At 65.8% G+C, this 23,805-nt stretch carries 20 protein-coding genes; 12 read left to right on the top strand and 8 right to left on the bottom strand.

The genetic code is table 11. From position 1 onward, the window contains the following. Positions 1–11: 11 nt before the first annotated feature. Together AASM09_RS16765 and uvrA are read right to left on the bottom strand one after the other, a co-directional pair. Positions 12–419 carry an acyl-CoA thioesterase gene (locus AASM09_RS16765; protein ID WP_049427655.1) on the bottom strand — a complete coding sequence of 136 codons (408 nt, stop codon included), beginning with the start codon at positions 417–419 and terminating at the stop codon, positions 12–14. Then, on the bottom strand, positions 419–3,403 hold the full coding sequence (uvrA, locus tag AASM09_RS16760) for an excinuclease ABC subunit UvrA (protein WP_343368547.1): 2,985 nt from the start codon (positions 3,401–3,403) through the stop codon (positions 419–421). Before uvrA ends, AASM09_RS16765 begins: the two co-directional genes overlap by 1 nt. 318 nt (positions 3,404–3,721) lie before the next feature. On the opposite strand from uvrA, the gene rplU reads away from it, so the two are divergent. The 3 genes from rplU (at position 3,722) to cgtA (ending at position 5,558) form a co-directional block, all read left to right on the top strand. Further along, the gene (rplU, locus tag AASM09_RS16755) at positions 3,722–4,030 is read left to right on the top strand and encodes a 50S ribosomal protein L21 (protein WP_006424709.1); all 309 of its coding nucleotides are present in this window, start codon (positions 3,722–3,724) and stop codon (positions 4,028–4,030) included. A gap of 18 nt (positions 4,031–4,048) precedes the next feature. After that, a complete protein-coding gene (gene rpmA / locus AASM09_RS16750; protein WP_005415704.1) occupies positions 4,049–4,312 on the top strand; it encodes a 50S ribosomal protein L27 in 264 nt (87 codons plus the stop codon). 193 nt (positions 4,313–4,505) lie between these two features. After that, entirely contained in the window at positions 4,506–5,558 is a 1,053-nt protein-coding gene (cgtA, locus tag AASM09_RS16745; protein WP_100443651.1) for an Obg family GTPase CgtA, read from the top strand. 217 nt (positions 5,559–5,775) lie between these two features. Here the strand turns inward: cgtA and rpsT are convergent, their stop codons facing one another. Further along, the gene (rpsT, locus tag AASM09_RS16740; RefSeq protein ID WP_005408560.1) at positions 5,776–6,045 is read right to left on the bottom strand and encodes a 30S ribosomal protein S20; all 270 of its coding nucleotides are present in this window, start codon (positions 6,043–6,045) and stop codon (positions 5,776–5,778) included. A gap of 117 nt (positions 6,046–6,162) precedes the next feature. Between rpsT and murJ the strand changes: the two genes are divergently transcribed. The 9 genes from murJ to AASM09_RS16695 all read left to right on the top strand — a co-directional run bounded on the left by murJ (position 6,163) and on the right by AASM09_RS16695 (position 17,644). Then, positions 6,163–7,767, top strand: a complete 1,605-nt coding sequence (murJ, locus tag AASM09_RS16735; protein WP_100443650.1) for a murein biosynthesis integral membrane protein MurJ — start codon at positions 6,163–6,165, stop codon at positions 7,765–7,767. A 75-nt stretch (positions 7,768–7,842) separates the two neighbouring features. After that, the gene (locus AASM09_RS16730; protein WP_049428550.1) at positions 7,843–8,790 is read left to right on the top strand and encodes a bifunctional riboflavin kinase/FAD synthetase; all 948 of its coding nucleotides are present in this window, start codon (positions 7,843–7,845) and stop codon (positions 8,788–8,790) included. Then, positions 8,787–11,618, top strand: a complete 2,832-nt coding sequence (gene ileS / locus AASM09_RS16725; protein ID WP_049428548.1) for an isoleucine--tRNA ligase — start codon at positions 8,787–8,789, stop codon at positions 11,616–11,618. Before AASM09_RS16730 ends, ileS begins: the two co-directional genes overlap by 4 nt. After that, positions 11,618–12,142 (top strand): signal peptidase II, encoded by a 525-nt coding sequence (gene lspA, locus AASM09_RS16720; RefSeq protein ID WP_049428546.1) that lies wholly within the window; start codon positions 11,618–11,620, stop codon positions 12,140–12,142. Before ileS ends, lspA begins: the two co-directional genes overlap by 1 nt. Before the next feature lie 27 nt (positions 12,143–12,169). After that, a complete protein-coding gene (gene ispH / locus AASM09_RS16715) occupies positions 12,170–13,120 on the top strand; it encodes a 4-hydroxy-3-methylbut-2-enyl diphosphate reductase (RefSeq protein WP_049428543.1) in 951 nt (316 codons plus the stop codon). A gap of 617 nt (positions 13,121–13,737) precedes the next feature. Beyond that, complete coding sequence (locus tag AASM09_RS16710) at positions 13,738–14,334, top strand: hypothetical protein (RefSeq protein ID WP_152906560.1); 597 nt, start codon at positions 13,738–13,740, stop codon at positions 14,332–14,334. Then, entirely contained in the window at positions 14,315–14,893 is a 579-nt protein-coding gene (locus AASM09_RS16705; protein ID WP_152906559.1) for a hypothetical protein, read from the top strand. Before AASM09_RS16710 ends, AASM09_RS16705 begins: the two co-directional genes overlap by 20 nt. A 205-nt stretch (positions 14,894–15,098) precedes the next feature. Further along, complete coding sequence (locus tag AASM09_RS16700; RefSeq protein WP_049428541.1) at positions 15,099–16,982, top strand: M61 family metallopeptidase; 1,884 nt, start codon at positions 15,099–15,101, stop codon at positions 16,980–16,982. Beyond that, a complete protein-coding gene (locus AASM09_RS16695) occupies positions 16,979–17,644 on the top strand; it encodes a lysoplasmalogenase (protein ID WP_049428540.1) in 666 nt (221 codons plus the stop codon). The genes AASM09_RS16700 and AASM09_RS16695 overlap by 4 nt, the downstream gene beginning before the upstream one ends. A 52-nt stretch (positions 17,645–17,696) precedes the next feature. On the opposite strand, the gene AASM09_RS16690 is transcribed toward AASM09_RS16695, so the two are convergent. From AASM09_RS16690 to AASM09_RS16670, 5 genes are read right to left on the bottom strand one after another with little or no spacing between them, the layout of a single operon-like run. Further along, positions 17,697–18,416: a hypothetical protein gene (locus AASM09_RS16690; protein ID WP_049428538.1), complete on the bottom strand. Its 720-nt coding sequence runs from the start codon at positions 18,414–18,416 to the stop codon at positions 17,697–17,699. Continuing rightward, the gene (locus AASM09_RS16685) at positions 18,413–19,369 is read right to left on the bottom strand and encodes a hypothetical protein (protein WP_049428536.1); all 957 of its coding nucleotides are present in this window, start codon (positions 19,367–19,369) and stop codon (positions 18,413–18,415) included. Before AASM09_RS16685 ends, AASM09_RS16690 begins: the two co-directional genes overlap by 4 nt. 46 nt (positions 19,370–19,415) lie before the next feature. Continuing rightward, a complete protein-coding gene (locus AASM09_RS16680; protein WP_049428534.1) occupies positions 19,416–22,202 on the bottom strand; it encodes a TonB-dependent receptor in 2,787 nt (928 codons plus the stop codon). Positions 22,203–22,216: 14 nt separating this feature from the next. Further along, positions 22,217–23,185 carry a FecR family protein gene (locus tag AASM09_RS16675; RefSeq protein WP_049428532.1) on the bottom strand — a complete coding sequence of 323 codons (969 nt, stop codon included), beginning with the start codon at positions 23,183–23,185 and terminating at the stop codon, positions 22,217–22,219. Then, complete coding sequence (locus AASM09_RS16670) at positions 23,182–23,661, bottom strand: RNA polymerase sigma factor (protein ID WP_238378640.1); 480 nt, start codon at positions 23,659–23,661, stop codon at positions 23,182–23,184. Before AASM09_RS16670 ends, AASM09_RS16675 begins: the two co-directional genes overlap by 4 nt. Positions 23,662–23,805: the final 144 nt, after the last annotated feature.

Below are 23,805 nucleotides of genomic sequence, written 5' to 3'. Positions count from 1 at the left end.
CCCGATGCGCGTCAGGTCGACGCGCTGCGGATCGCCTCCGGCAGCGGCGCACTCCTGCCGGTCTGCGTATCCATCCAGACCACCACCACGTTGCCGTCCGAATACAGCTTCGAATCGTCCTGCTGGTCGACGATGCGGTGGCCGATGGTCACGCTGCTGTTGCCCAGGCGCTCGACGAACAGTTCGACCAGGATGTCGTTGGGCCACACGATCGGCAGCCTGTAATTGACGTTGGTCGCGGCCACCACCGGTGCGATGCGGTCGGTCATCGATACGCCGTCCACGCCCAGCATCCAGCGCACGCGCGCTTCTTCCAGGTAGGAAATGTACTTGGCGTTGTTGACGTGGCCCATGCTGTCCATGTCGCGCCAGCGCACGCTGATCGGGATGCGGGCCAGGATCTTGTGTTCGCTGCTCATCAGGCGTCCTTCTTCTTCGTCGTGCTCTTGCTGGCCTTGCCGGTGCTCTTGGCGGCCACCGCCTTCTTCGCCGGCTTCTCAGGTTTCACCTTGCGCGGCGGCCGGGCATCGGGCTTGTTGGCCACCGCGGCCGGCTGTTCCGGGCGCGCGCTGGTGGAGGGCAGCATGCGGGCCAGGAACTGGCCGGTGTACGACTGCGGGCAGGCCGCCACGTCTTCCGGCGTGCCGGTGACCAGGATGGTGCCACCGCGATGGCCGCCTTCCGGGCCCAGGTCGACGATCCAGTCGGCGGTCTTGATCACGTCGAGGTTGTGCTCGATCACCACCACCGTGTTGCCCTCGTCGCGCAGCTTGTGCAGCACGCCCAGCAGCGCTTCGATGTCGTGGAAGTGCAGGCCGGTGGTCGGCTCGTCGAGGATGTACAGGGTACGGCCGGTATCGCGGCGCGACAGCTCCTTGGACAGTTTCACGCGCTGCGCTTCACCACCGGACAGCGTGGTCGCGCTCTGGCCCAGCTTGATGTAGCTCAGGCCCACGTCCACCAGTGTTTCCAGCTTGCGGGCGATTGACGGCACCGGCTCGAACAGCTTCAGCGCATCCTCGACGGTCATTTCCAGCACGTCGTTGATGTTGAAGCCCTTGTACAGGATCTCCAGCGTCTCGCGGTTGTAGCGCTTGCCGTGGCAGACATCGCATGGCACGTACACGTCCGGCAGGAAGTGCATCTCGACCTTGATCAGGCCATCGCCCTGGCAGGCCTCGCAGCGGCCACCACGCACGTTGAAGCTGAAACGGCCCGGCGAATAACCACGCGCACGCGCTTCGGGCACCTGGGCGAACAGCTCGCGCAGCGGGGTGAACAGGCCGGTGTAGGTGGCCGGGTTCGAGCGCGGGGTGCGGCCGATCGGCGACTGGTCGATGTCCACCACCTTGTCGAACAGGTCCAGGCCATCGATCTCCTTGTACGGGGCGATCGGGTGCGAGGAACCATTGATCTCGTTGGCGGCCAGCGAGAACAGGGTGTCGTTGATCAGGGTCGACTTGCCCGATCCGGACACGCCGGTCACGCAGGTCAGCAGGCCCGACGGAATCGCCAGGTCCACGCCCTTCAGGTTGTTGCCGCTGGCCCCGCGCAGGTGCAGGGTCATCTTCGGGTTCGGCTTGTGCCGGCGCGCAGGAATCTCGATCGCGCGCTTGCCCGACAGGTACTGGCCGGTCAGTGAACGTGGTGCCTCCAGGATATCCTGCAGGGTGCCCTGGCCGACGATCTCGCCGCCATGCACGCCCGCGCCCGGGCCGATGTCCAGCACATAGTCGGCCAGGCGGATCGCATCCTCGTCATGCTCGACCACGATCACCGTGTTGCCCAGGTCACGCAGGCGGGTGAGGGTGCCGAGCAGGCGTTCGTTGTCGCGCTGGTGCAGGCCGATGGACGGCTCGTCGAGCACGTACATCACGCCGACCAGACCGGCGCCGATCTGGCTGGCCAGGCGGATGCGCTGTGCCTCGCCACCGGACAGGGTGTCGGCCTTGCGTTCCAGGGTCAGGTAATCCAGGCCCACATCGACCAGGAAGCCGAGGCGTTCGCCGATTTCCTTGACGATCTTCGAGGCGATCTCGCCACGCCAGCCCGGCAGGCTCAGCTCGCTGAAGAACTTCAGCGCCTCGTCGATCGGCAGCACCACCAGGTCCGGCAGCGGGCGGTCGGCCACGAACACGTTGCGTGCCGCCTTGTTGAGGCGGGCGCCATGGCATTCCGGGCACGGCTGTTCGCTGATGTACTTGGACAGCTCTTCGCGCACCGCCGGCGATTCGGTTTCCTTGTAGCGGCGCTCGAGGTTGGGAATGATGCCTTCGAAGCGGTGCTTGCGCTGGGTGCGGCCACCGGCTTCGGTGAAGTAGGTGAAGGTGATCGCTTCATCGCCACTGCCGTAGAGCACGGCCTGCTGCACGTTCTCCGGCAGCGAGTTCCACGCCGCGTCGACGTCGAACCTGTAGTGCTTGGCCAGCGAGGCGATCAGCTGGAAGTAGTAGGCATTGCGGCGGTCCCAGCCGCGCACCGCACCGGCGGCCAGCGACAGCTCGGGGTGCACCACCACGCGCGAAGGATCGAAGAATTCGGCCATGCCCAGGCCATCGCAGCCGGGACAGGCGCCCATCGGTGCGTTGAACGAGAACAGGCGCGGTTCCAGCTCCGGCAGCGAGTAGTCGCAGACCGGGCAGGAATACTTGGAGGAGAACAGGGTCGGCGCGGCATCGGCGGTGTCCAGGCTCTGCACCGAGGCCATGCCGTCGCCCAGTTTCAGCGCGGTCTCGAAGCTCTCGGCCAGGCGCTGCTTAATGTCCTCGCGCGGGCGGAAGCGGTCGATCACCGCCTCGATGGTGTGCTTCTGGCGCAGCGCCAGCGGCGGCACCGCGTCGATTTCATGCAGCTCGCCGTCCACGCGCACGCGCACGAAGCCCTGCGCGCGCAGCTGGTCGAACACCTGCGCGTGCTCGCCCTTGCGGTCGCGGATGACCGGCGCCAGCAGCATGTAGCGCTGTTCCGGGTCCAGGGTCAGTACCTGGTCGACCATCTGGCTGACCGTCTGCGCTTCCAGCGGGTAGCCGTGGTCCGGGCAGCGCGGGGTGCCGACGCGGGCGTACAGCAGGCGCAGGTAGTCGTAGATTTCGGTGATCGTGCCCACCGTCGAACGCGGGTTGTGCGAGGTCGACTTCTGCTCGATCGAGATCGCCGGGGACAGGCCCTCGATGTGGTCCAGGTCCGGCTTTTCCATCACGCTCAGGAACTGGCGCGCATAGGCCGACAGCGACTCGACGTAGCGGCGCTGGCCTTCTGCATAGATGGTGTCGAACGCCAGCGAGGACTTGCCCGAACCGGACAGGCCGGTGATCACGATCAGCTTGTCGCGGGGCAGGTCGAGGTCGATGTTCTTGAGATTGTGCGTCCGCGCGCCGCGGATGCGGATGAAATCCATCGCCATGGGGAATCCGGTTGTGGGGGCGTTGGCTGGGTGCCGGGCCAGCAGGGAACGGCAATCGGTCAGCCTACCGAGGTGACCAGATGGGGGCAATGGGCGACAATGCCAGCCCGGTGTCTCACCTTGTGAGACGGGCCGACAGGCAGGGGTCAGATCCCTTTTCACGTTGTGAAAAGGGATCTGACCCCGGTCCGGCTCGCGCGCCCGGTCCGTTCAGGGGTTGACTTGACCCGCGCCCGCTGATCTGCGTACAATCCCGCTCCTGTCCGCCCTCGACGGCGGCAGTCCATAGACCACAATAACTACAGAGGAAGTCTGGTCATGTACGCAGTACTGGTCACCGGCGGTAAGCAATACCGCGTGGCGCAGGGCGAAAAGCTCCGCGTCGAAAAGCTCGAAGTCGAAGTCGGCAGCGAGATCAAGTTTGACAACATCCTGATGCTGGGCGACAGCGATGGCGTGAAGCTGGGCGATGCGCTGAAGGGCGCTGCCGTCACCGCCAAGGTCCTGTCCCAGGGTCGTGCTGACAAGGTCCGGATCATCAAGTTCCGTCGCCGCAAGCACCACATGAAGCGTCAGGGTCACCGTCAGTACTACACCGAAATCGAGATCACCGGCATCGCCGGCTAAGCATCAGGAGAAGCAGTCATGGCACATAAAAAGGGCGTAGGCTCCTCGCGCAACGGTCGCGACTCCAACCCGAAGTACCTGGGCGTCAAGATCTTCGGCGGCCAGGCCATCGAAGCCGGCAACATCATCGTGCGTCAGCGCGGCACCCAGTTCCACCCGGGTTCGGGCGTTGGCCTGGGCCGTGACCACACCCTGTTCGCCCTCGTGGACGGCAAGGTGGAGTTCTCGGTCAAGGGCGCCAAGAAGCGTCGTACCGTCAGCATCGTCTCGGCCGACGCCTGATCCAGGCATCGCCGGCACCCATGCCCCGGCATGGCCGTGCTGGATGAAGAGCACGCTGCATGGAGAGCCCCGCTTCGGCGGGGCTTTTCGTTAGAGTGAACGCAAGACCGGCTGTGCCGGGTTGCCGGCCCGCGGCCGGCGTGACATTCAAGGCGACGGCAGGCAGGCCGCGCCCATCGCAGGCATCGAAACAATGAAACTGGTAGACGAAGCAGAAATCGAAGTGTTCGCCGGCAACGGCGGCAACGGCTGCATTGGCTTCCGTCGCGAGAAGTTCATTCCGCTCGGCGGCCCGGACGGCGGCGACGGCGGTGCGGGCGGCAGCGTGTACATCCGCGCCGACGAGAACCTGAACACCCTGGTCGACTTCCGCCATGACCGCATCTTCAAGGCGCAGCGCGGCGAGAACGGCATGGGTCGCCAGGCCTATGGCAAGGGCGGCGAAGACCTGACCATCACTGTGCCGGTCGGTACCGTGGTGATCAACGTCGCCACCGATGAAGTCATCGGCGATCTGACCCAGCACGGCGATCGCCTGCTGGTGGCCAAGGGTGGCCGCGGCGGCCTGGGCAACATGCACTTCAAGAGCTCGACCAACCGCTCGCCGCGCCAGGCGCTGCCGGGCGAGCCGGGCGAAGAGCGCACGCTGAAGCTGGAGTTGAAGCTGCTGGCCGACGTCGGTCTGCTGGGCTTCCCCAATGCCGGCAAGAGCACCCTGATCCGCGCCGTTTCGGCGGCGACCCCGAAGGTGGCCGATTATCCGTTCACCACGCTGTACCCGAACCTGGGTGTGGTGAAGGTGGAGAACTACCGCAGCTTCGTGATTGCCGATATTCCGGGCCTGATCGAAGGCGCGGCGGACGGTGCCGGCCTGGGCGCGCAGTTCCTGCGCCACCTGCAGCGCACCCGCCTGCTGCTGCACCTGGTGGACATCTCGCCGATGGAAGGTGGCGTGGAAGGCATTTCCCCGGTGGAGCAGGTGCGTGCGATCGAGCGCGAGCTGGAAAAGCACGATCCGGAACTGCTGAACAAGCCGCGCTGGCTGGTGCTGAACAAGGCTGACCTGATGTTCGAGGACGAGGCCAAGGCCGCGGCCGAGCAGATCGTCGCCGAGCTGGGCTGGAAGGAGCCGTGGTTCCTGGTCTCCGCGCTGGGTCGTGAAGGCACCTTCCCGATCATGAGCCGGATCATGGCCTTCTTCGATCGCCAGAAGGAAGAAGAGCAGGAAGCCCGCGACGCCCAGTAATGGTGTTGTGGTTCCGCTCGAAAAACCCGGCTTCGGCCGGGTTTTTTGTTGGTTGCCGCTCTTCTGTAGGGCTGAGCCTATGCTCGGCCGCTGTTCGCGCGGCCAGCCGAGCATGGGCTCGGCTCTACAGGGTGGAAACTGCAGGCAACAAAAAACCCGGCCAGGGCCGGGCTTTTGTCTGCTGCCCAACCCCGAGGGGCAGGGCGGCAACGCCGGATCAGGCGGCCTTGAGGGCCTTGATGCGGTCGTTCAGGCGGCTCTTGTGGCGAGCAGCCTTGTTCTTGTGGATCAGGCCACGCGCGCTGAAGCGATCCAGGATCGGCTGGGCAACGGCGAAGGCGGCTTCGGCGCCGGCGGCATCGTTGGCGTCCAGCGCCTTGATCACTTTCTTGACAGCGGTGCGCAGCATCGAGCGCTGAGCCACGTTGCGCGCGTTGCGCACGACGGTCTGCTTGGCGCGCTTCTTGGCGGACTTGATATTGGCCACGGTGGTGGTTTCCTGAAAAAATCGGTGTTATGGGAACAGCAAGCTAGCTAGTATGATGGCGTAAGAAATGCACGTCAAGTCGATTGTCAAGAGGGACGCTGAGTGAGTTCACCCAAGTTGTTGCGGGGCCTGCTGTCGTTCAGCAGCATGACCATGGTCTCGCGCGTTCTCGGACTTGTCCGGGACTTCGTGGTGACCACCACGTTCGGCACCAACGCCATCACTGATGCTTTCTGGGTCGCCTTCAGGGTACCCAATTTCCTGCGGCGTTTGTTCGCCGAAGGCTCTTTCGCCACTGCTTTCGTGCCCGTGTTCACGGAAGTGAAGGAAACCCGCAGCCACGCCGAGCTGCGTGAACTGATGGCCCGCACCGCCGGGACCCTGGGCGGGGTGCTGATGCTGGTCACCGCGCTGGCGCTGATCTTCGCGCCGCAGCTGGCCTCGGTCTTCTCCAGTGGCGTTGATACCGACCCGGTGAAGCAGGGCCTGCTGGTCGACCTGTTCCGCCTGACCTTCCCGTTCCTGCTGTTCGTCTCGCTCACCGCGCTGGCCGGTGGCGCGCTGAACAGCTTCCAGCGCTTCGCCATGCCGGCGCTGACCCCGGTCATCCTCAACCTGTGCATGATCGCCGGTGCGCTGTGGCTGGCGCCGCGGCTGGGCGGCACCCCGGAAAAGCAGATCCTGGCGCTGGGCTGGGCGGTGCTCGCCGCCGGCATCCTGCAGCTGCTGTTCCAGCTGCCCTCGCTGAAAGGCATCAACCTGCTGACCCTGCCGCGCTGGGGCTGGAGCCACCCGGGCGTGCGCAAGGTGATGACGCTGATGGTGCCGACCCTGTTCGGCTCCTCGGTGGCGCAGATCAACCTGCTGCTGGACACGGTCATCGCGGCCAAGCTGACCGATGGCTCGCAGTCCTGGCTGTCGCTGGCCGACCGCTTCCTGGAGCTGCCACTGGGCGTGTTCGGTGTGGCGCTGGGCACGGTGATCCTGCCGGCGCTGGCCCGTCACCACGTCAGCACCGACCGCGAGGGCTTCTCGCGCTCGCTGGACTGGGGCCTGCGGATGACCCTGCTGATCTCGGTGCCGGCCATGCTCGGCCTGCTGCTGCTGGCCGAGCCGCTGATCGCGACCATCTTCCAGCACGGCCAGTTCAGTGCCTTCGATACCCGCATGACCGCGCTGTCGGTGTACGGCCTGAGCTTCGGCCTGCCGGCGTTCGCTCTGCTGAAGGTGGTGTTGCCGGCGTTCTACGCCCGCCAGGACACCAAGACCCCGGTACGCGCGGGTGTGGCTGCACTGGTGGCCAACATGGTGTTCAACTTCGCCCTGCTGGCGGTGCTGTACCAGGTGATGGTGCCGCACGAGCTGAAGGCACAGGGCGTGATGGCGGCCATCGGCAAGCAGCCGGGCCTGCATCTGGCACTGGGCATTGCCAGTGCGCTGTCCAGTTACCTGAACCTGGGCCTGCTGTGGTACTGGCTGGGCAAGACCGATGTCTACCAGCGCCGGCCGGGCTGGGGCGGCTATCTGTTGCGCCTGCTGCTGGCCTGCGCGGCCATGGTTGCTGCGCTGCTGGCCCTGCTGCACTGGCTGCCGGCGTTCTCGGCGATGGGCGTATGGGAGCGGATCGGCAGCCTGTCGCTGCTGGTCGGCGGCGGCGGCGCCACCTACGCGGTGACCATGGTGGCGATGGGCTTCCGCCCGCGCGACCTGCGCGGGCATTGATCACCGCTTGTGGCGGCTATACTTCAGGGTTACACCATTGAAGCGGCGGCCCCGGGCGGGCCGGAACGAGAGTTGATGAGCAGGCTGTTCAGAAGCGTCGAGGGCGGGGAGCTGTTCCCCAGCGGAAGCGTGGTCTGTATCGGTGCATTCGACGGCCTCCACCTGGGGCATCGTGCGCTGGTCCGCCACGCGGTCGCCCGCGCGCGCGCCTTGGGCGTGGCCGCGGTGGCCGTGGCGTTCGAGCCGCTGCCGCGTGAGTTCTTCGCCCAGGGCACACCACCGCCGCGGCTGACCCTGGCGCGCAGCAAGGTCGAGATCCTGCGCGAGCTCGGCGTCGATGCGATCGGCCTGCTGCGCTTCGACGCGGCCATGGCAGCGATGCCGGCCGAGTCGTTCGTCCACCAGCTGCTGGCCCACCGCCTGGGCGCACGCGAAGTCTGGATCGGCCCGGAGTTCTGCTTCGGCAACCGCCGCCGTGGTGACCTGGCCCTGCTGCAGAAGATGGGCGCCGAATTGGGCTTCACTGCTGGCGAGATCGAAGCGGTCGACCTGCATGGCGAGCGCATTTCCAGCACCCGCATCCGCCAGCTGCTGCAGGACGGCGACTTCGCCCGTGCCAACGACCTGCTCGGCCGTCCGTATGCGATCAGCGGCCGGGTGGTGCGCGGGCGCCAGCTCGGCCGCACGCTGGGCTTCCCCACCGCCAACCTGCGTTTCCCGAAGACCCCGGCGTTGTCGGGCATCTACGCAACCTGGGTGCACGGTGTGTTCGACCAGCCGTGGCCGTCGGTCTCCAGCTTCGGCACGCGGCCGACGGTGGAGGGCGTGGAGCCGCTGCTGGAAGCCCACCTGTTCGATTTCCAGGGCGACCTGTACGGGCGCCACATCGACGTGGAGTTCGTCGCCAAGCTGCGCGACGAAGAGAAATTCAATGATCTGGCGGCGCTGACCGACCAGATGCACCGCGACGCCGAACAGGCGCGCGCCCTCCTTTCCGAACATAGATTGCGAGCCACTGCGTGAGCCAGGACTACAAGACCACCCTGAACCTGCCAGCCACCGAATTCCCGATGCGCGGCGACCTGCCCAAGCGCGAGCCGGGCATTCTGGCGCAGTGGGAAGCGCAGGGGCTCTACCAGCAGCTGCGCGACAACGCCGCCGGCCGCCCGCTGTTCGTGCTGCATGACGGCCCGCCGTACGCCAACGGCCGCATCCACCTCGGCCACGCGGTCAACAAGATCCTGAAGGACATCATCGTCAAGTCGCGCTACCTGGCCGGCTTCGATGCGCCCTACGTGCCGGGCTGGGACTGCCACGGCCTGCCGATCGAGATCGCGGTCGAGAAGAAGTGGGGCAAGGTCGGTACCAAGCTCGACGCCGTTGAATTCCGCCAGAAGTGCCGTGAGTTCGCCGAAGAGCAGATCAACATCCAGCGCGTGGACTTCAAGCGCCTGGGCGTGACCGGTGACTGGGACAACCCGTACAAGACCCTGAGCTTCGACTTCGAAGCCAACGAGATCCGTGCACTGGCCAAGGTCGTGGCCAACGGCCACCTGGTCCGCGGCGCCAAGCCGGTGTACTGGTGCTTCGACTGCGGTTCGGCGCTGGCCGAGGCGGAAATCGAGTACCAGGAAAAGGAATCGCCGGCGATCGACGTGGCCTACGCCGCGCGTGATGCGCAGGCCATCGGCCAGGCGTTCGGCGTGAGCGTACCGGCCGACGTCGAAGTGGCCGTGCCGATCTGGACCACCACCCCGTGGACGCTGCCGGCCTCGCTGGCGGTGTCGCTGGGCGCGGAGATCAACTATGTGCTGGCCGAAGGTCCGGCCCACAACGGCAAGCGCCGTTGGCTGGTGCTGGCCGCCGCGCTGGCCGAGCGTGCGCTGCAGCGCTACGGTGTGGATGAGGTCGTGCTGCACGGTGAAACCACCGGCGCGGCGCTGGAAAACCAGCTGCTGGCGCATCCGTTCTACCCGGAACGCGAGATCCTGGTGCTCAACGGCGACCACGTCTCCGACGAGGACGGTACCGGTGCGGTGCACACCGCCCCCGGCCACGGCCAGGAAGACTTCGTGGTCAGCCAGAAGTACGGCCTGCTGGACAAGTACAACGCCGGTCAGGTCACACCGATCGACGGCCGTGGCGTGTACCTGGAATCGACGCCGCCGGCCGGCGACGTGGTGCTGGCCGGCCAGCACCTGTGGAAGGCGCAGGAAGCCATCGTCGGCGTGTTGCGCGACAACGGCTCGCTGCTGGCCTTCCACCCGATCCGCCACAGCTACCCGCACTGCTGGCGCCACAAGACGCCGGTGGTGTTCCGCGCCACCCCGCAGTGGTTCATCTCGATGGACAAGGCCCACCTGCGCCGCGATGCGCTGGCCGCCATCGATACCGTCGGCTGGTTCCCGAGCTGGGGCAAGGCGCGCATCCAGAGCATGGTCGACGGTCGTCCGGACTGGACCATCTCGCGCCAGCGCACCTGGGGCGTGCCGATCGCCCTGTTCACCCATCGCCAGACCGGCGAGATCCATCCGCGTTCGGTGGAGCTGATGCAGCAGGTCGCCGACCGCGTCGAAGCTGAGGGCATCGACGTGTGGTATTCGCTGGATGCCGCCGAACTGCTGGGCGCTGAAGCGGCCGACTACGAGAAGGTCACCGACATCCTCGACGTCTGGTTCGATTCGGGCGTGACTCATGAGGGCGTGCTCGCCGCGCGTGGCTTCGGCAAGCCGGCCGACCTGTACCTGGAAGGTTCCGACCAGCATCGCGGCTGGTTCCAGTCCTCGCTGCTGACCGGCGTGGCGATCGACAAGCGCGCCCCGTACAAGCAGTGCCTCACCCACGGTTTCACCGTGGACGAGCACGGCCGCAAGATGTCCAAGTCGCTGGGCAACGGCATCGAGCCGCAGGACATCATGAACAAGCTGGGCGCGGACATCCTGCGCCTGTGGATCGCCTCGGCCGACTACAGCAACGAGATGTCGTTGTCGCAGGAGATCCTCAAGCGCAACGCCGACGCCTACCGTCGCCTGCGCAACACCGCACGCTTCCTGCTCGGCAACCTGGACGGCTTCGATCCGGCCCAGCACCTGCAACCGCTCGACAAGATGGTCGCGCTGGACCGCTGGATCGTGCATCGCGCGTGGGAGCTGCAGGAGAAGATCAAGGCAGCCTACGACGGCTACAACATGGCCGAGATCGTGCAGCTGCTGCTGAATTTCTGCAGCGTGGACCTGGGTTCGCTGTACCTGGACGTGACCAAGGACCGCCTGTACACGATGCCGACCGATTCGCACGGTCGCCGTTCGGCACAGAGTGCGATGTACCACATCGCCGAAGCGTTCACCCGCTGGGTCGCACCGATCCTGACCTTCACCGCCGACGAGCTGTGGGGCTACCTGCCGGGCGAACGCGCCGGCCACGTGCTGTTCACCACCTGGTACGACGGCCTGGCGCCGCTGCCGGCCGATGCCCAGCTCAACGCCACCGACTTCGATCAGCTGCTGGCCGTGCGCGAGCAGGTGGCCAAGGTGCTGGAGCCGATGCGTGCCAACGGCGCGATCGGTGCCGCGCTGGAAGCGGAAATCACCATTGCCGCCAACGAGGAGCAGGCCGCGAAGTGGCAGCCGCTGGCCGATGAACTGCGCTTCCTGTTCATCAGCGGCGACGTGCAGGTGCGCCCGGCGACCACCGACGAGGTGTTCGTCAGCGCCCAGCCGACCACCAAGGCCAAGTGCGTGCGCTGCTGGCACCACCGTGCCGATGTCGGAAGCAACGCCGACCATCCGGAACTGTGCGGCCGCTGCGTGAGCAACATCACCGGCGCTGGTGAAGTGCGGAGCTGGTTCTGATGGCCGCGCCCCGTCCGCACCCGAACGCCCTGGTCTGGCTGCTGCTGTCGGCCGCCATCATCGGCCTGGACCAGTGGTCCAAGGCCTGGGTCCTGTCGAGCCTGCCGGAGTTCCAGCCGGTGGTTGTGATCGACGGCTTCTGGAACTGGTACCGCACCTACAACACCGGCGCCGCGTTCAGTTTCCTGAGCGACGCCGGTGGCTGGCAGAAGTACTTCTTCACCGCGCTGGCCATCGCCATCAGCGGCCTGATGGCCTGGTGGCTGCGCGGCACCGCCCGCGGCAACTGGAAGGCCGCGGTGCCGTATGCGCTGATCATCGGCGGTGCCATCGGCAACGTGATCGACCGCCAGGTGCACGGCCACGTGGTCGATTTCATCCAGTGGTACGTGGGCAGCTACACCTGGCCCTCGTTCAACATCGCCGATTCGGCCATCGTGGTGGGTGCCATCGGCATCGCCCTGTTTGGCCTGTTCGAAGGCAAGTCCGCCAAAAAGGCGGATAATGCCAACCCGAAACCGTAAGCCGGCCGCTGCCGGGAGATTGAACTGATGGATGTGCTGCTCGCCAACCCGCGTGGTTTCTGTGCCGGTGTCGATCGTGCGATCGAGATCGTCAAGCGCGCGATCGAAACGCTGGGCGCGCCCATCTACGTTCGCCATGAAGTGGTGCACAACCGCTTCGTGGTGGACGATCTGAAGCAGCGCGGCGCGATCTTCGTCGAGGAACTGGACGAAGTGCCGGACAACAACACGGTCATCTTCAGCGCGCATGGCGTGTCCCAGGCCGTGCGCCAGGAAGCCGAGCGCCGTGGCCTGAAGGTGTTCGACGCTACCTGCCCGCTGGTGACCAAGGTCCACTTCGAAGTCGCCCGCCACTGCCGTGCCGGCCGCGACGTGGTGCTGATCGGCCACGCCGGCCACCCGGAAGTGGAAGGCACCATGGGCCAGTGGAACCGCGAAGCCGGTACCGGCCAGATCTACCTGGTCGAAGACGTGGAGCAGGTCGCCACGCTGCACATCAACCAGCCGGAAAACTTCGCCTACACCACGCAGACCACGCTGTCGGTGGACGACACGCGCGGCATCATCGATGCGCTGCGTGAGCGCTTCCCGGCGATGCAGGGCCCGAAGAACGACGACATCTGCTACGCCACGCAGAACCGCCAGGATGCGGTGCGCGACCTGGCCAAGCGCTGCGACCTGGTGCTGGTGGTCGGTTCGCCGAACAGCTCCAACTCCAATCGCTTGAGTGAGCTGGCCCGCCGCGAAGGCGTGGAGTCGTACCTGATCGACGGCGCGCATGAAATCGACCCGGCGTGGGTGGTGGGCAAGCAGCACATCGGCGTCACTGCCGGTGCCTCGGCGCCGCAGGTGCTGGTCGATGGCGTGCTGGCACGCCTGGCCGAGCTGGGTGCCAGCGGCGTGGGCGAGCTGGATGGCGAGCCGGAATCGATGGTATTCGCGCTGCCGAAGGAACTGCGCCTGCGTCTGGTCGACTGACCGCGGCAGCTTGTTCGCCGGGCATGGCCCGGCGCTACCGGGTGCATGTCATCCACGCATGGCGTGGATCTACTGCATCCGGTCGGCACACCCGTAGATCCACGCCATGCGTGGATGGGCACCGACCATGACCTTGTCCGCCCACGCACCCCAGTAGATCCGCGCCATGCGTGGATGGGCGCACCGCGCGTGACCTTTTTCCCGCTTGCGCATCGCAAATAGGTTCACGCCATGAGTAGATGGGCGCAGCGATGGTGATTATCGAGGGTACCATCGCTGGAAGCTGCCAAATAAACACGCGACCCATACTCAGCTCACTGCTGGCTGAGCAGATGAGCAGATGAGCAGATGAGCGATCATGCGACTTGAACACTCCGAGCTTTGATGCGCTGTTCCATCAACGGCCTCGCCGGGGGGCTTTCACTCTGCGAACGCATGGCGGTTTTTCTTCAAAATCCGACGCTTGCCCCTGATGCCGAAAAGTTTTAACGCGTTCTCGTTTCGGGTGTGATTGACTGCAAATGGCGGAGTCTTTAGGAATTTTCCTATGATGAAAAAGGACTGTTGGCGCTATTTTTTGAGTCGGATCGCTGCGATCCAAGGAAAGGGGTAAACAAATGGTATGGAAATACCTGATTTTGATCATCTCACTTCTTTGTCCGACCTACGCGAAATCGCAGGCCTTCCCTGTAACTGGTTTGGGCCAGTGCGTAGACTTCATCTCCGCTGCTTCCACCACGCTCACCTCCCAGATCCAGGCACATGTGGGGGTAAGGGCATACGGTCTTCCACCTAGTTACGACCCGCTGACGGCGAAAATATTGGTGCCACCATACTCTTGCGAAAGCAATGACTGGCCTGGTCTCTATAAAACTGTGGGCTATCTGAGTCATGAGCTTGGTCACCACGAGGCAGGTGTTCCCAATATTGATGCTCCGATCACCAAAGCCCAGTATGTTGAAAGGAATTGCGTGTGGGAGGCTAAGGCCGTAGTTAACAACGCGGTAGTGAGTGATCAGATTCGCGTGGCATCTGAAGGATTTGTTGAAGTCCCGTTGATTTCCGATAACTCCGCTAAGCTATGGAGCATGTGGTCGGGTGGTGAGTCGTTGGTGGATATCGGGAAAGTTTTCTGCGATAACAATCATGTCGCGTCGGGAAAAACGTATACCAAGCAGCACGAGGACTACTACGATGCCAACTATCCTTGGTGATTTTGCTAGGGCGTCAGTGAAATCATTGCTGACCTTGCCTATGATTGTTCCGCTCGCCGCTGTAGCGGCAACCTCGCCCCCTCAGGCATGGAGTTCCGCGGCAAAAGCTTCGCAGCTCGAGGCACTCGATTACATCGAGAAGCTGGAGTTGGCGCGAAGTGCGGGGCCGGATGCCGCCGCTGATGCTTTGGGCATCAAAAACGGCTCGCTTGCTGAGGTCGCGACTGCTTTCGGGACTGTCCGGAATTTCGGCGGTATTGAGCTAGCTACCGAACTTGATCAACGATCAGGCCAGACTACGATCGTTGTAAGGGCATCGGGTGGGTGTATCGATCGGGACCTTGCGAAGGCAAAACTGGTACTTGGCAAGATCGTATGGGCGCCGCTGGCCGATTCACCGGCACCGGTTTTCGGTTACGCACATTTCCAAGGGGGCTCGGCATCCACGGTATTTTTTGACGCAACGGGTTCCAGATGTTTGACAGGCGTCAGGATCGAGGATCCGGCGAGATTAAAGGGGGCCATTGAAGCCGCTTACAAGCAAGAAGCGTCGAAGTAGATTCCCAATCCAGAGGGCTTGCCAAGCCGACGATGGGCCTGGCAAGCAAACTCTCGAAGGCACGTGCATCAATGGTGCCGAGAGATTCTAGAGGGGTTCCCTGCCTGAGGCCTTCAGCAAGCCTCTCTCCCATGACCTTTGGCCATGGGGCAGGGCACTCTACAGGCCTAGCATCGGAGGATTCTCCGCTGTTGGATGCTGCCCGATGAAGACCCGAGCCCTGGTGATGTCCCTGCTGTTCGCGCTGGCGGCCTCGCCTGCACTGGCGCAGACCTCGCCACCGGCCAACGCGGCGGCGCCCGGCCTGCTGCGCATCGACGTGGACGCGCGCAACCTGGCCCGGCGCATCTTCAAGGTGACTGCCACCGTGCCGGCCAAGCCCGGCCCGATGACCCTGTTGTACCCGCAGTGGATTCCCGGCAACCATTCGCCCACCGGCCCGATCGACAAGCTGGCCGGCCTGCGCGTGACCGCCAACGGCAAGCCGCTGGCCTGGCAGCGTGACCAGTACAACGTCTATGCGTTCAAGGTGAACGTGCCCGAGGGCGTCAGCGAGATCGTCGCGCACTTCGACTTCCTGTCCTCGCAGGGTGGCAGCCAGGGCCGGGTGGTGATGACCCCGGAGATGCTCAACCTGCAGTGGAACGCCAACTCGCTGTATCCGGCCGGTGTCGATGCGCGCCAGCTGCAGGCGCAGGCCAGCGTGACGCTGCCCAAGGGCTGGTCATTCGCCACCGCATTGGAGACTGCGCGCCGTGACGGCGATACCGTGGTGTTCAAGCCGATCTCCTATGATCACCTGGTCGATTCGCCGTTGTTCGCCGGCGAGCACTACCAGCGCATCGATCTCGACCCGGGTGCGAAGGTGCCGGTGCACCTCAACGTGTTCGCCGACGAGGCCAAGTCGTTGAAGCCCACCGACGCGCAGATCACCTTGCACCGCGCGCTGGTGCAGCAGGCCGACAAGCTCTACGGTGCGCGTCACTACAACCACTATGAGTTCCTGCTGGCATTGACCGACCGTCTCGGCGGCATCGGCCTGGAGCATCACCGCTCCAGCGAGAACAGCGCCGATCCGGGCTATTTCACCGAGTGGGACAGCAACGCGTGGATGCGCGACCTGCTGCCGCACGAGTACACCCATTCCTGGAACGGCAAGTACCGTCGCGGCGCCGATCTGGCTACTGCCAATTTCAACGTGCCGATGGGCGACAGCCTGCTGTGGGTGTACGAGGGCCAGACCCAGTTCTGGGGCCAGGTGCTGGCCGCACGCTCGGGGCTGTGGTCGGTCGCGCAGGCGCGCGACATGCTGGCCAACGTGGCCGCCACCTATGATCGCGGTCGCCCGGGCCTCGCCTGGCGCCCGCTGCAGGACACCACCAACGACCCGACCATCGCCCAGCGCCGCACCCTGCCGTACCGCAACTACCAGATGAGCGAGGACTACTACTCCGGCGGCCAGATGCTGTGGCTGGAGGTGGAAGGCAAACTGCGCGAGCTGAGCGGCAACCGCCGCAGCCTGGATGACTTCGCGCGTGCCTTCTTCGGCGTCGGCAAGGGCGACTGGGACGTCAATCCGTACACCTTCGACGATGTGGTGGCGACCTTGAACGGCATCGCGCCGTACGACTGGTCGAGCTTCCTGCGCGGCCGCCTGGATGGCCACGGTTCGTTGAACGGAGGCCTGGAGCTGGCCGGCTGGAAGCTGGTCTACCGCGATACCCCGAACGATGCCTACAAGGCGCAGGAAAAGCGCGCCAAGGGGGCGCTGCTGGCCTACTCGCTGGGCGCGACCGTGCTCGACAGCGGCGTGGTCGGCGACGTGATCTGGGACAGCCCGGCGTTCAACGCTGGGCTCGCGCCGGGCATGAAGGTGATCGCGGTGGGTGGCCGCGAATACAGCAGCCAGCGGCTGAAGGACGCGGTGGCCGGCGCGGCGAAGGACAAGGCACCGATCGTGCTGCTGGTGAAGCAGTTCGACCGGATCGAGACGATGAACATCGACTACCGCGGTGGCCTGCAGTACCCGGTGCTGGAGCGCATTGCCGGCAAGCCCGACCGCCTGGCCGACCTGTGGAAGGCGCGATGAAGCCGCGGGTGCGCGATGGCGTGATCCTGTTGATGGCGGTCCTCGCCATCGTCGGCGCGTTCCTGGATGGCGAGGGGCGTTGGCTGCACTGGCTGGCCAAGCCGGCAACCACGCTGCTGATCGCCGCCATCGCCTGGTGTGTGCGTGATCCGGCGCAGCGGTTCTACCGCCGCGCGGTGCTGGCCGGCATGCTGCTGTCGTGCGTGGGCGACATCGCGCTGATGCTGCCGATCGACGCGTTCGTGCCGGGCCTGGTCGCCTTCCTGCTGGCCCACGTCTGCTACATCGTCGCCTTCCGCGCTGGCCTGCGCGCCGGTCGTGGTCTGGTTGGCGCCAGCATGCTGCTGGGTGCCTTCGCCGTGCTCAACGTGATGGGCCTGTGGCCGCACCTGCCGGCGCCGATGCGCATTCCGGTGCTGGCCTACGTGGTGGTGCTCGCCTCGATGGCGGTGCTGGCGCTGGCGCGCGCATGGACGCGTCCTCAGGCGGCCGCGCCGGAACCGTGCAGTGCACGCTGGGCGGCAACCGGTGCCCTGCTGTTCGTGGCCAGCGATTCACTGCTGGCCTGGGACCGCTTTGCTGGCGGCCTGCCGCTGGCCAGCCTGCTGGTGTTGTCCACCTACTACGCCGCGCAGTACGCCATCGCCCGCTCGGTAAAATAGAAAAAGGGGACGGAGGGGATTAAGTCGTAACTGCCTTGATGCCGATGGCGACTTAATTCCCTCCGTCCCCTTTTTTGACGCTGCGCGCGATGCCCTGTGCATCGAACTGCAGGCGTGCCGATTCGCGGTCGCCTGCAACCTCGTCCGGCAGCCATGCCAGCTTGCCAGCCTTGCGCACGATCACGTAGACGTGGCCGACTTCCGAGGCCGGGTTCTGCAATGCGTTGCGTTGTTCCTGCAGTGCCTTGGCCACGCGTGGTACGGCATCGAAATCGATGTTGGCCAGGGGTGTGCTGCTGCGATGCAGGCTGATGGTCGGCGCGAACTGCTGCGGGTTCACCGGATTGCCCTTGCGCCACTGGCCACGTTCGAAGTGGTAGCTGTCGACGTGGTCCGGCTGCTGCGGATCGACCAGGTCCAGATTGATGCGGCCATCGTCGTAGAAGTGGATGCTGTGGAACACCGTCAGCCGGTGTCCGGACAATGCAGGCAACTGCTCCAGTGCCTGGCGTGCGCCCAGCAGGTACTCCGAATCGAACAGCCGGTTGCTGCGGTGGGGTATCGGGTCGGACTGCAGTCCGGGCGCCGTTGCCAGTGAGTCGGCCTGCTCGCGCGGCGGTTGCGATTCAGATGGCCTCGGCGGACGGTCGGGCTGCAGCGGATGTCCCAGCGTTTCGGCGATCGTTCCCAGTGCACCGCCGGCTACGGCCACGCCGGCCAGCACCAGCAGCACCAGCGAAAACACCCGTCGGGTGGAAGGAGGCCGCTTCACATGCCCTCCAGGCGCACGTTGCCGCGGTCATCCGGGTCGTACAGCAGGGTCACGTGTTCGCGCGGGATGTTGGCCAGGTCGATCAGCGGGATGAATCGGCGTACGCTCACCTGCTGTAGGCGGCCGTCACGATCGGTGTACTCCAGCTGGAACTCCACCTGCGGCTGTTCGTTGAGGTAGGTGCCGGTCTGGCGCACCTTCAGTACCCTGGCCTCCACGCCGATGCCGCGGTACTTCAATGCGTCACCGCGGGCATCGGCCTGCAGCAGCCGGCCGAGCAGGCGCAGGCCCAGCGCATAGCCACACAGCACCAGCGGGCACACCAGCAGGGGATGGCCGAACGACAGGAAGGTCCAGCCCAGCCCCTCGCTCTGCAGCCGGTAGGCAAACACATAGGCACTGGCCACCGCCACGATGCCGATCGCTGCGCCGACACCACGACGCCAGAGGCTGGCGACATCCAGTTCGGGCTGCGCCCCCTCCAGCACCACATTGGGGAACGCGCCCGGTTCGCGGCTCAGGCGAACCTCGAGGCGCTGGCCGGCAACGAAACGCTGCAGCTGCGGCTTGCTGTCGACCACCAGCAGCTGTTCCCTGATCGGCGTGCCCGACAGATTCTGGAAGGACAGCTGCAGTTTCCATTGTGCGAATCCACGCACGTGCACACCGGTCTGCTCGGCGTGTTCGATCAGCGCATCACGCAGTTCGCCATCGGCGAGGATCGAGCGAACGCGATGCAGGGCGCGCGGTGGGCCGAGCAGCAGGAAATGCAGGAAGGCGAACAGCAGAGAGAGCCATGCAGCCAGCGACAGTACAAGCAGCAGCAGGGACAGCCACGGCGCGCTGCGATCAGCCAGCGCTACCGGCCAGGAGGTGCCGAAATAGAGGATGCAGGGGAAGGGCAACGCGAAGAACAGCAGGAACGCGCCCCAGAACCAGAGATAGGCTTTCATGGGGGAGGTGGCAGGCCGGTGGAACAGGCCGCGTAGCGTACTACGCTCAGCGGAACTGCAGGGTAAGCAGGTAGTAACGGCCCAGTGGATCGTCCAGTCCCGGCATCTGCCCGCCATTGCCGTCCAGGTAGTTCACCGGCTGCGCATCAAGCACGTTGTGCACGTCCAGCGCCGCGATGACACGCGGGCCCAGGCGGCGCGCCAGGTGCAGGTTCCAGCGCAGCTGGCGCGGATTCATGCAGTGGTTCTGTTCGATCTGCCGCTGCGGGCACTCGGCGCCGGGCAGCCATGCACGGGTGCGGCCCACCTGGTTGCCGCGCAGGGCGATGTCCCAGTTGCTGTTCTGCCATTGCACGTTCAGGACCGCCGCCATCTCGGGGGTGACATGCCCGCGCAGGTCGATCGCCGGTTCGTGGTCGCGACGACGGCGCAGCTCCTGCTGCTTCAGCGCGTCCAGCGAGAACATCCACTGGCCGTTGCTGCCGGTGTCGATCCGGTATTCGCCACGCAGTACCCAGTTGCGTGAGGTGGTACGGCCGATATTGTCGAACGACAGCCGCAGGCTGCTCAGGTTGCCATTCTCATCCAGCTGCCAGGTGTCACGGTTCCACACGGCATCGGCCGGCTGCAGCGCAAGGATCTCATTGCGCAGCTCGACGATGTTGTGGGTCAGCGACAGCGAGAACGCATCGCTGGGTGACCAGGTCGCCGCCAGCGAATGGCTGCGTGAGCTCTCGGCCTTGAGCGTGGTGTTCTCTTCCACGTCCACAGTGACCACGCAGCGGCCGTCGGGCTCGCTCTGTGCACAGGGCGGCAGTGCGCTTGAGGCGGGCAGGGTGAGGGTGCCGAACTGTCCTGGCGGCCGGCGCTGTTCGAACAGGCTGGGCGCGCGATAGCCGCGGCCGCTGGCCAGCAGGAACGACCAGTGCGGTGTGGGTGTCCAGCGCAGGCCGGCACGGGGCGAGAATGCCGTGTAGTCGCCGTCGTAGTCCCAGCGCGCGGCCACGTCCATGCGCAGCTCCGATGTGAGCGGCAGGCCCAGTTCCGCATACGCGCCGCCACTCTGCCGCGACAGGCGCCGCTGCTGCTGCGGCAGCCCCAGTGCCAGATCGCCCTGGCTCAGCAGGGTGTCCGGGTGGGACGTCCAGCGTTCATGGCGCAGGTCGATGCCGGTAGCCAGCTGCGCATTGCCGCCCTGCATCGGCACCAGCATCCGCTGTACGCCCCACCAGCCCTGCCACTGCTCGGTAAGTCCACGGTTGCGGATCGACGGGAACAGCGATGTTGCTTCATCCGCGGGCAATGCATTGAAGCCTGGCAGGAACCTGAGTGACTGCGCAGCCTCGATGAAGGGTTCGGCGCGCACGGTGCCCGGCGTGGACAGGGTGACGTCGCTGCGCTGCGCGCTGATGCCGGCGTCCCAACTGTGGCTGCCCTGGTCCCGGCCGATGCCCAGGGTGAGATCGGCGTCGGTGGCACGTACCTGGGGACGCACATTGCCGGCTTCCCGCAGGACGCTGTTGAAGGTGTAGCCGTACAGGCCGAGGGCGACGGCGGTCGGGCCCAGATCGAAGCGCTGCCGGTTGTGGCTGGCGCGGGCTTCGGCATAGACGTAGCGCCCCTGGCCACGCTCATGCCGGTAGCGCAGATAGGCCGAGGCGGTATCGGAGGCCGGTTGAAGTGAACGAGGGCGCGAACTGTCGAACCAGCAGGCGCCATTGCGTCGTTTCAATGGCCCGTCGCAGCGCGTAGCGGGCCAGTAGTCGCCATCGCGGAAGGCGCCGATCAGGTACTGCGACGTCTCTGCGTGCCAGTCACGCTGGTCCCCCGCCAGGTGATCGACGCGATGCAGGTCGATGCCTGCGAACCAGCGGTCCCCGTTCCCGCGCAGGCCTCCGGTGGCGGCCTGCACGCGGTACTGGCCAGCGTCGCCACGGCTGCTCAGGCCGGTCTGCAGCGTCGCCTCCGGGCCGTCGGCCTGGTCGCGCAGGATGATGTTGACCACGCCGGACATGGCATCGGCGCCGTAGATGGCTGAAGCACCGCCGCGAACCAGTTCGATGCGTTCGACAAAGCTGAGTGGAATGCCGCCCAGATCGGTGAGCCCGCCCTGCTCCAGCGACACCATCGGGTAGCGGGGCAGGCGCCGGCCATTGACCAGGAACAGCGTGGCGCGTGGTCCCATGCCATCCAGGCTGGTGGTGGCGGCAGCACCGACAGGCAGGTACTGCGAATCGCCACTGCGTGCGCTGCTCATCGCGGGCAGTCCGTTCATGCCGGGCAGGTGTCGCAGCAGGTCGAACAGGCTGCCGTAGCCGCTGCGCAGGATATCTGCGCGATCGATCGTAGTCACCGGCAGGGTGGTCTGCACGGAGGTGCGCGGCAACCGGCTGCCGGTGACATGGATCGGCGCCAGGTCCACCTGGCGCGGCGATGGCGGGGGCGTGCGTGGGCGCGGCGCGACTGCTGCCGGAACCGGCGGGGCGGCCGCGGGCGCGACGCGGATGCGGCGGACCACGAAGCCTCCGGACGGTGTTCGAAGGATGGTCACCGGCATGCCGGCGACCAGCCGTTTCAGGGCCGATGCTGGATCGGCCAGGCCGTGGGTGCCGTTGGCACGGAGCCCCGCCAGTTCCCGGGCATCGAACACCAGGGCGATGCCGCTTTGCCGTGCCCATTGCTGCAATGCTGAAGGCAACGGGCCGGCGTCGATACGGTAGTCATGGGCCGCAGCGGAATCGCCTGCGATGGCGGCAGGCGGCGCGGCGACCAGCAGCGCCAGGCACAGCAGGGGGCGGAGCAGCCCCCACTGCAGCGTGCCTGGTCCTGCCATCACCGCAGGCCTCCTCAGTACGTGCGGCGCAGTTCCAGCGCGCCATCCGGGCGCGTCTGGCCAGCAATGGACCAGCCAAGTTCCAGCGCGGACAGCAACTCCTGTGCGTCACCTGCGCGGAACGTGCCGCTGACCGCCAGATCACTGATCTCAGGGTCAGCGATCACCAGCGGTGCATGGCCATAGCGGTTCATGCGTTCGACCACGATCGACAGCGGGGTGGCATCGAAGACCAGCTGCCCATGCAGCCAGCCCTCGGCGGCTGCCGTGGAGGACAGCGCTGGACCGGGCTGGATGCGCCCGGAGGGCAGTACCTGCAGTTGCTGGCCAGGGGCCAGCGTGTGCTGGGCGGCGCCGTTGCTGACTTCCACCGCGCCCTCCAGCAGCGCGACCTCGACCAGTCCATCGTGCAGGCGCTCAACCTGGAAGGTCGTGCCGATATCGCGGATCGTGCTGGTGCCGGCGCGCAGCTGCAATGCCTTGCTCGATGGCGCGACCTGCAGCTGCAGGCGGCCGCGTTCGAGGTCCAGCTCGCGGTGGCGCCAGCCGAAGCGCGCATGCAGCGTCGTGCCGGCATCGAGCATGGCCACGCTGCCATCGGGCAGGGTCAGCCGCTGTGCCTGATGCGTGTCATTGGCAAAGTGTTGCGGGGCAGGGTTGCCATCCACCGCTACCATCCAGCCCACGCCGATGGCCACGCAGATACCCGCGGCTGCGGCCGCAGCAGGCAGCCAGCGGCGCCGGGCAGGCCGTGCCGCGCGCGCCGCAGCCGTCCGCAGCCACGGGTCCGCAGCCAGGCCCTGGCCCTGCTGGAAAAGGTCTTCGGCCTGCACCCAGGCTTTGACATGGGCAGGGTCTTCAGCAAGCCAGTCTTCGAATGACTCGCGTTCGGCTGCGGTGCAGTCCGGAGCTTCCAGACGCGCCACCCAGGTGCTGGCGCGTGCGAACAGCGAGGCGTCTTCCCTATGCCGGTGGCTGCTCATTCGGTATCCCTGTCGTTGTGCAGCGGATCCGGTCCCAACTCCTGGCGCAGGCCCTGCAGGGCGCGGGCGATATGTTTTTCCACGGTCTTGGCTGTAATTCCACAGTGCCGCGCGATCTGCGTATAGCTCATGCCGGTGATCCGGTTGAGCAGGTACACCTCGCGCGCGCGCTCGGGCAGTTTGAAAAGGGCCTGCCGCAGCAGGGACAACATCTGCCCGGACTCTGCCTGGCGCAAGGGGTCCGGCGACGGGCTGGTGGGCTCGTCGTGACCATCATGCTCGGCCAGTGACAAGTGAGGTCGCGACTGCGGCGATCGGCCGCGATCGGCCAGGCGATTGCGCGCGATACGATACAGCAGCAGGCGCAGTTCGTCGGTGCCGTGCGCGCGATAGCGGATCAGCCGCTCCATGCAGTCCTGCGCGATGTCCTCTGCATCCTCCGGCCCGACGCCCCGTGTGCGCAGGAACGCACACAGTGGCGCGCGTTCCTCGCGTACGAACGCGATGAAGGCGTCCGCAGGCGCGGGTGGCTCCGGCGCGTGGTGGATCAGGGGGGACGGGACGGACAGGGCTGGCCTCGGCTGACGTTGGCGGATCCGCCTTCGAGTTTTACGCGACGA

Source organism: Stenotrophomonas maltophilia, assembly GCF_039555535.1.
GTDB classification, from domain to species: domain Bacteria; phylum Pseudomonadota; class Gammaproteobacteria; order Xanthomonadales; family Xanthomonadaceae; genus Stenotrophomonas; species Stenotrophomonas maltophilia_Q.
The sequence above is the reverse complement of the archived record's forward strand: the minus strand, read 5'-3'. Positions and strand labels throughout refer to the sequence as shown.

Bases quoted from the DNA above. Each gene is read 5' to 3' on its own strand.
- cgtA (WP_100443651.1), top strand. From the start codon at position 4,506: ATGAAACTGGTAGACGAAGCAGAAATCGAAGTGTTCGCCGGCAACGGC.
- AASM09_RS16695 (WP_049428540.1), top strand. From the start codon at position 16,979: ATGAAGCCGCGGGTGCGCGATGGCGTGATCCTGTTGATGGCGGTCCTC.
- rplU (WP_006424709.1), top strand. From the start codon at position 3,722: ATGTACGCAGTACTGGTCACCGGCGGTAAGCAATACCGCGTGGCGCAG.
- lspA (WP_049428546.1), top strand. From the start codon at position 11,618: ATGGCCGCGCCCCGTCCGCACCCGAACGCCCTGGTCTGGCTGCTGCTG.
- ispH (WP_049428543.1), top strand. From the start codon at position 12,170: ATGGATGTGCTGCTCGCCAACCCGCGTGGTTTCTGTGCCGGTGTCGAT.
- AASM09_RS16680 (WP_049428534.1), bottom strand. From the start codon at position 22,202: ATGGCAGGACCAGGCACGCTGCAGTGGGGGCTGCTCCGCCCCCTGCTG.
- AASM09_RS16710 (WP_152906560.1), top strand. From the start codon at position 13,738: ATGGTATGGAAATACCTGATTTTGATCATCTCACTTCTTTGTCCGACC.
- AASM09_RS16730 (WP_049428550.1), top strand. From the start codon at position 7,843: ATGAGCAGGCTGTTCAGAAGCGTCGAGGGCGGGGAGCTGTTCCCCAGC.
- rpmA (WP_005415704.1), top strand. From the start codon at position 4,049: ATGGCACATAAAAAGGGCGTAGGCTCCTCGCGCAACGGTCGCGACTCC.
- AASM09_RS16705 (WP_152906559.1), top strand. From the start codon at position 14,315: ATGCCAACTATCCTTGGTGATTTTGCTAGGGCGTCAGTGAAATCATTG.
- AASM09_RS16765 (WP_049427655.1), bottom strand. From the start codon at position 419: ATGAGCAGCGAACACAAGATCCTGGCCCGCATCCCGATCAGCGTGCGC.
- AASM09_RS16700 (WP_049428541.1), top strand. From the start codon at position 15,099: ATGAAGACCCGAGCCCTGGTGATGTCCCTGCTGTTCGCGCTGGCGGCC.
- uvrA (WP_343368547.1), bottom strand. From the start codon at position 3,403: ATGGCGATGGATTTCATCCGCATCCGCGGCGCGCGGACGCACAATCTC.
- AASM09_RS16685 (WP_049428536.1), bottom strand. From the start codon at position 19,369: ATGAAAGCCTATCTCTGGTTCTGGGGCGCGTTCCTGCTGTTCTTCGCG.
- AASM09_RS16675 (WP_049428532.1), bottom strand. From the start codon at position 23,185: ATGAGCAGCCACCGGCATAGGGAAGACGCCTCGCTGTTCGCACGCGCC.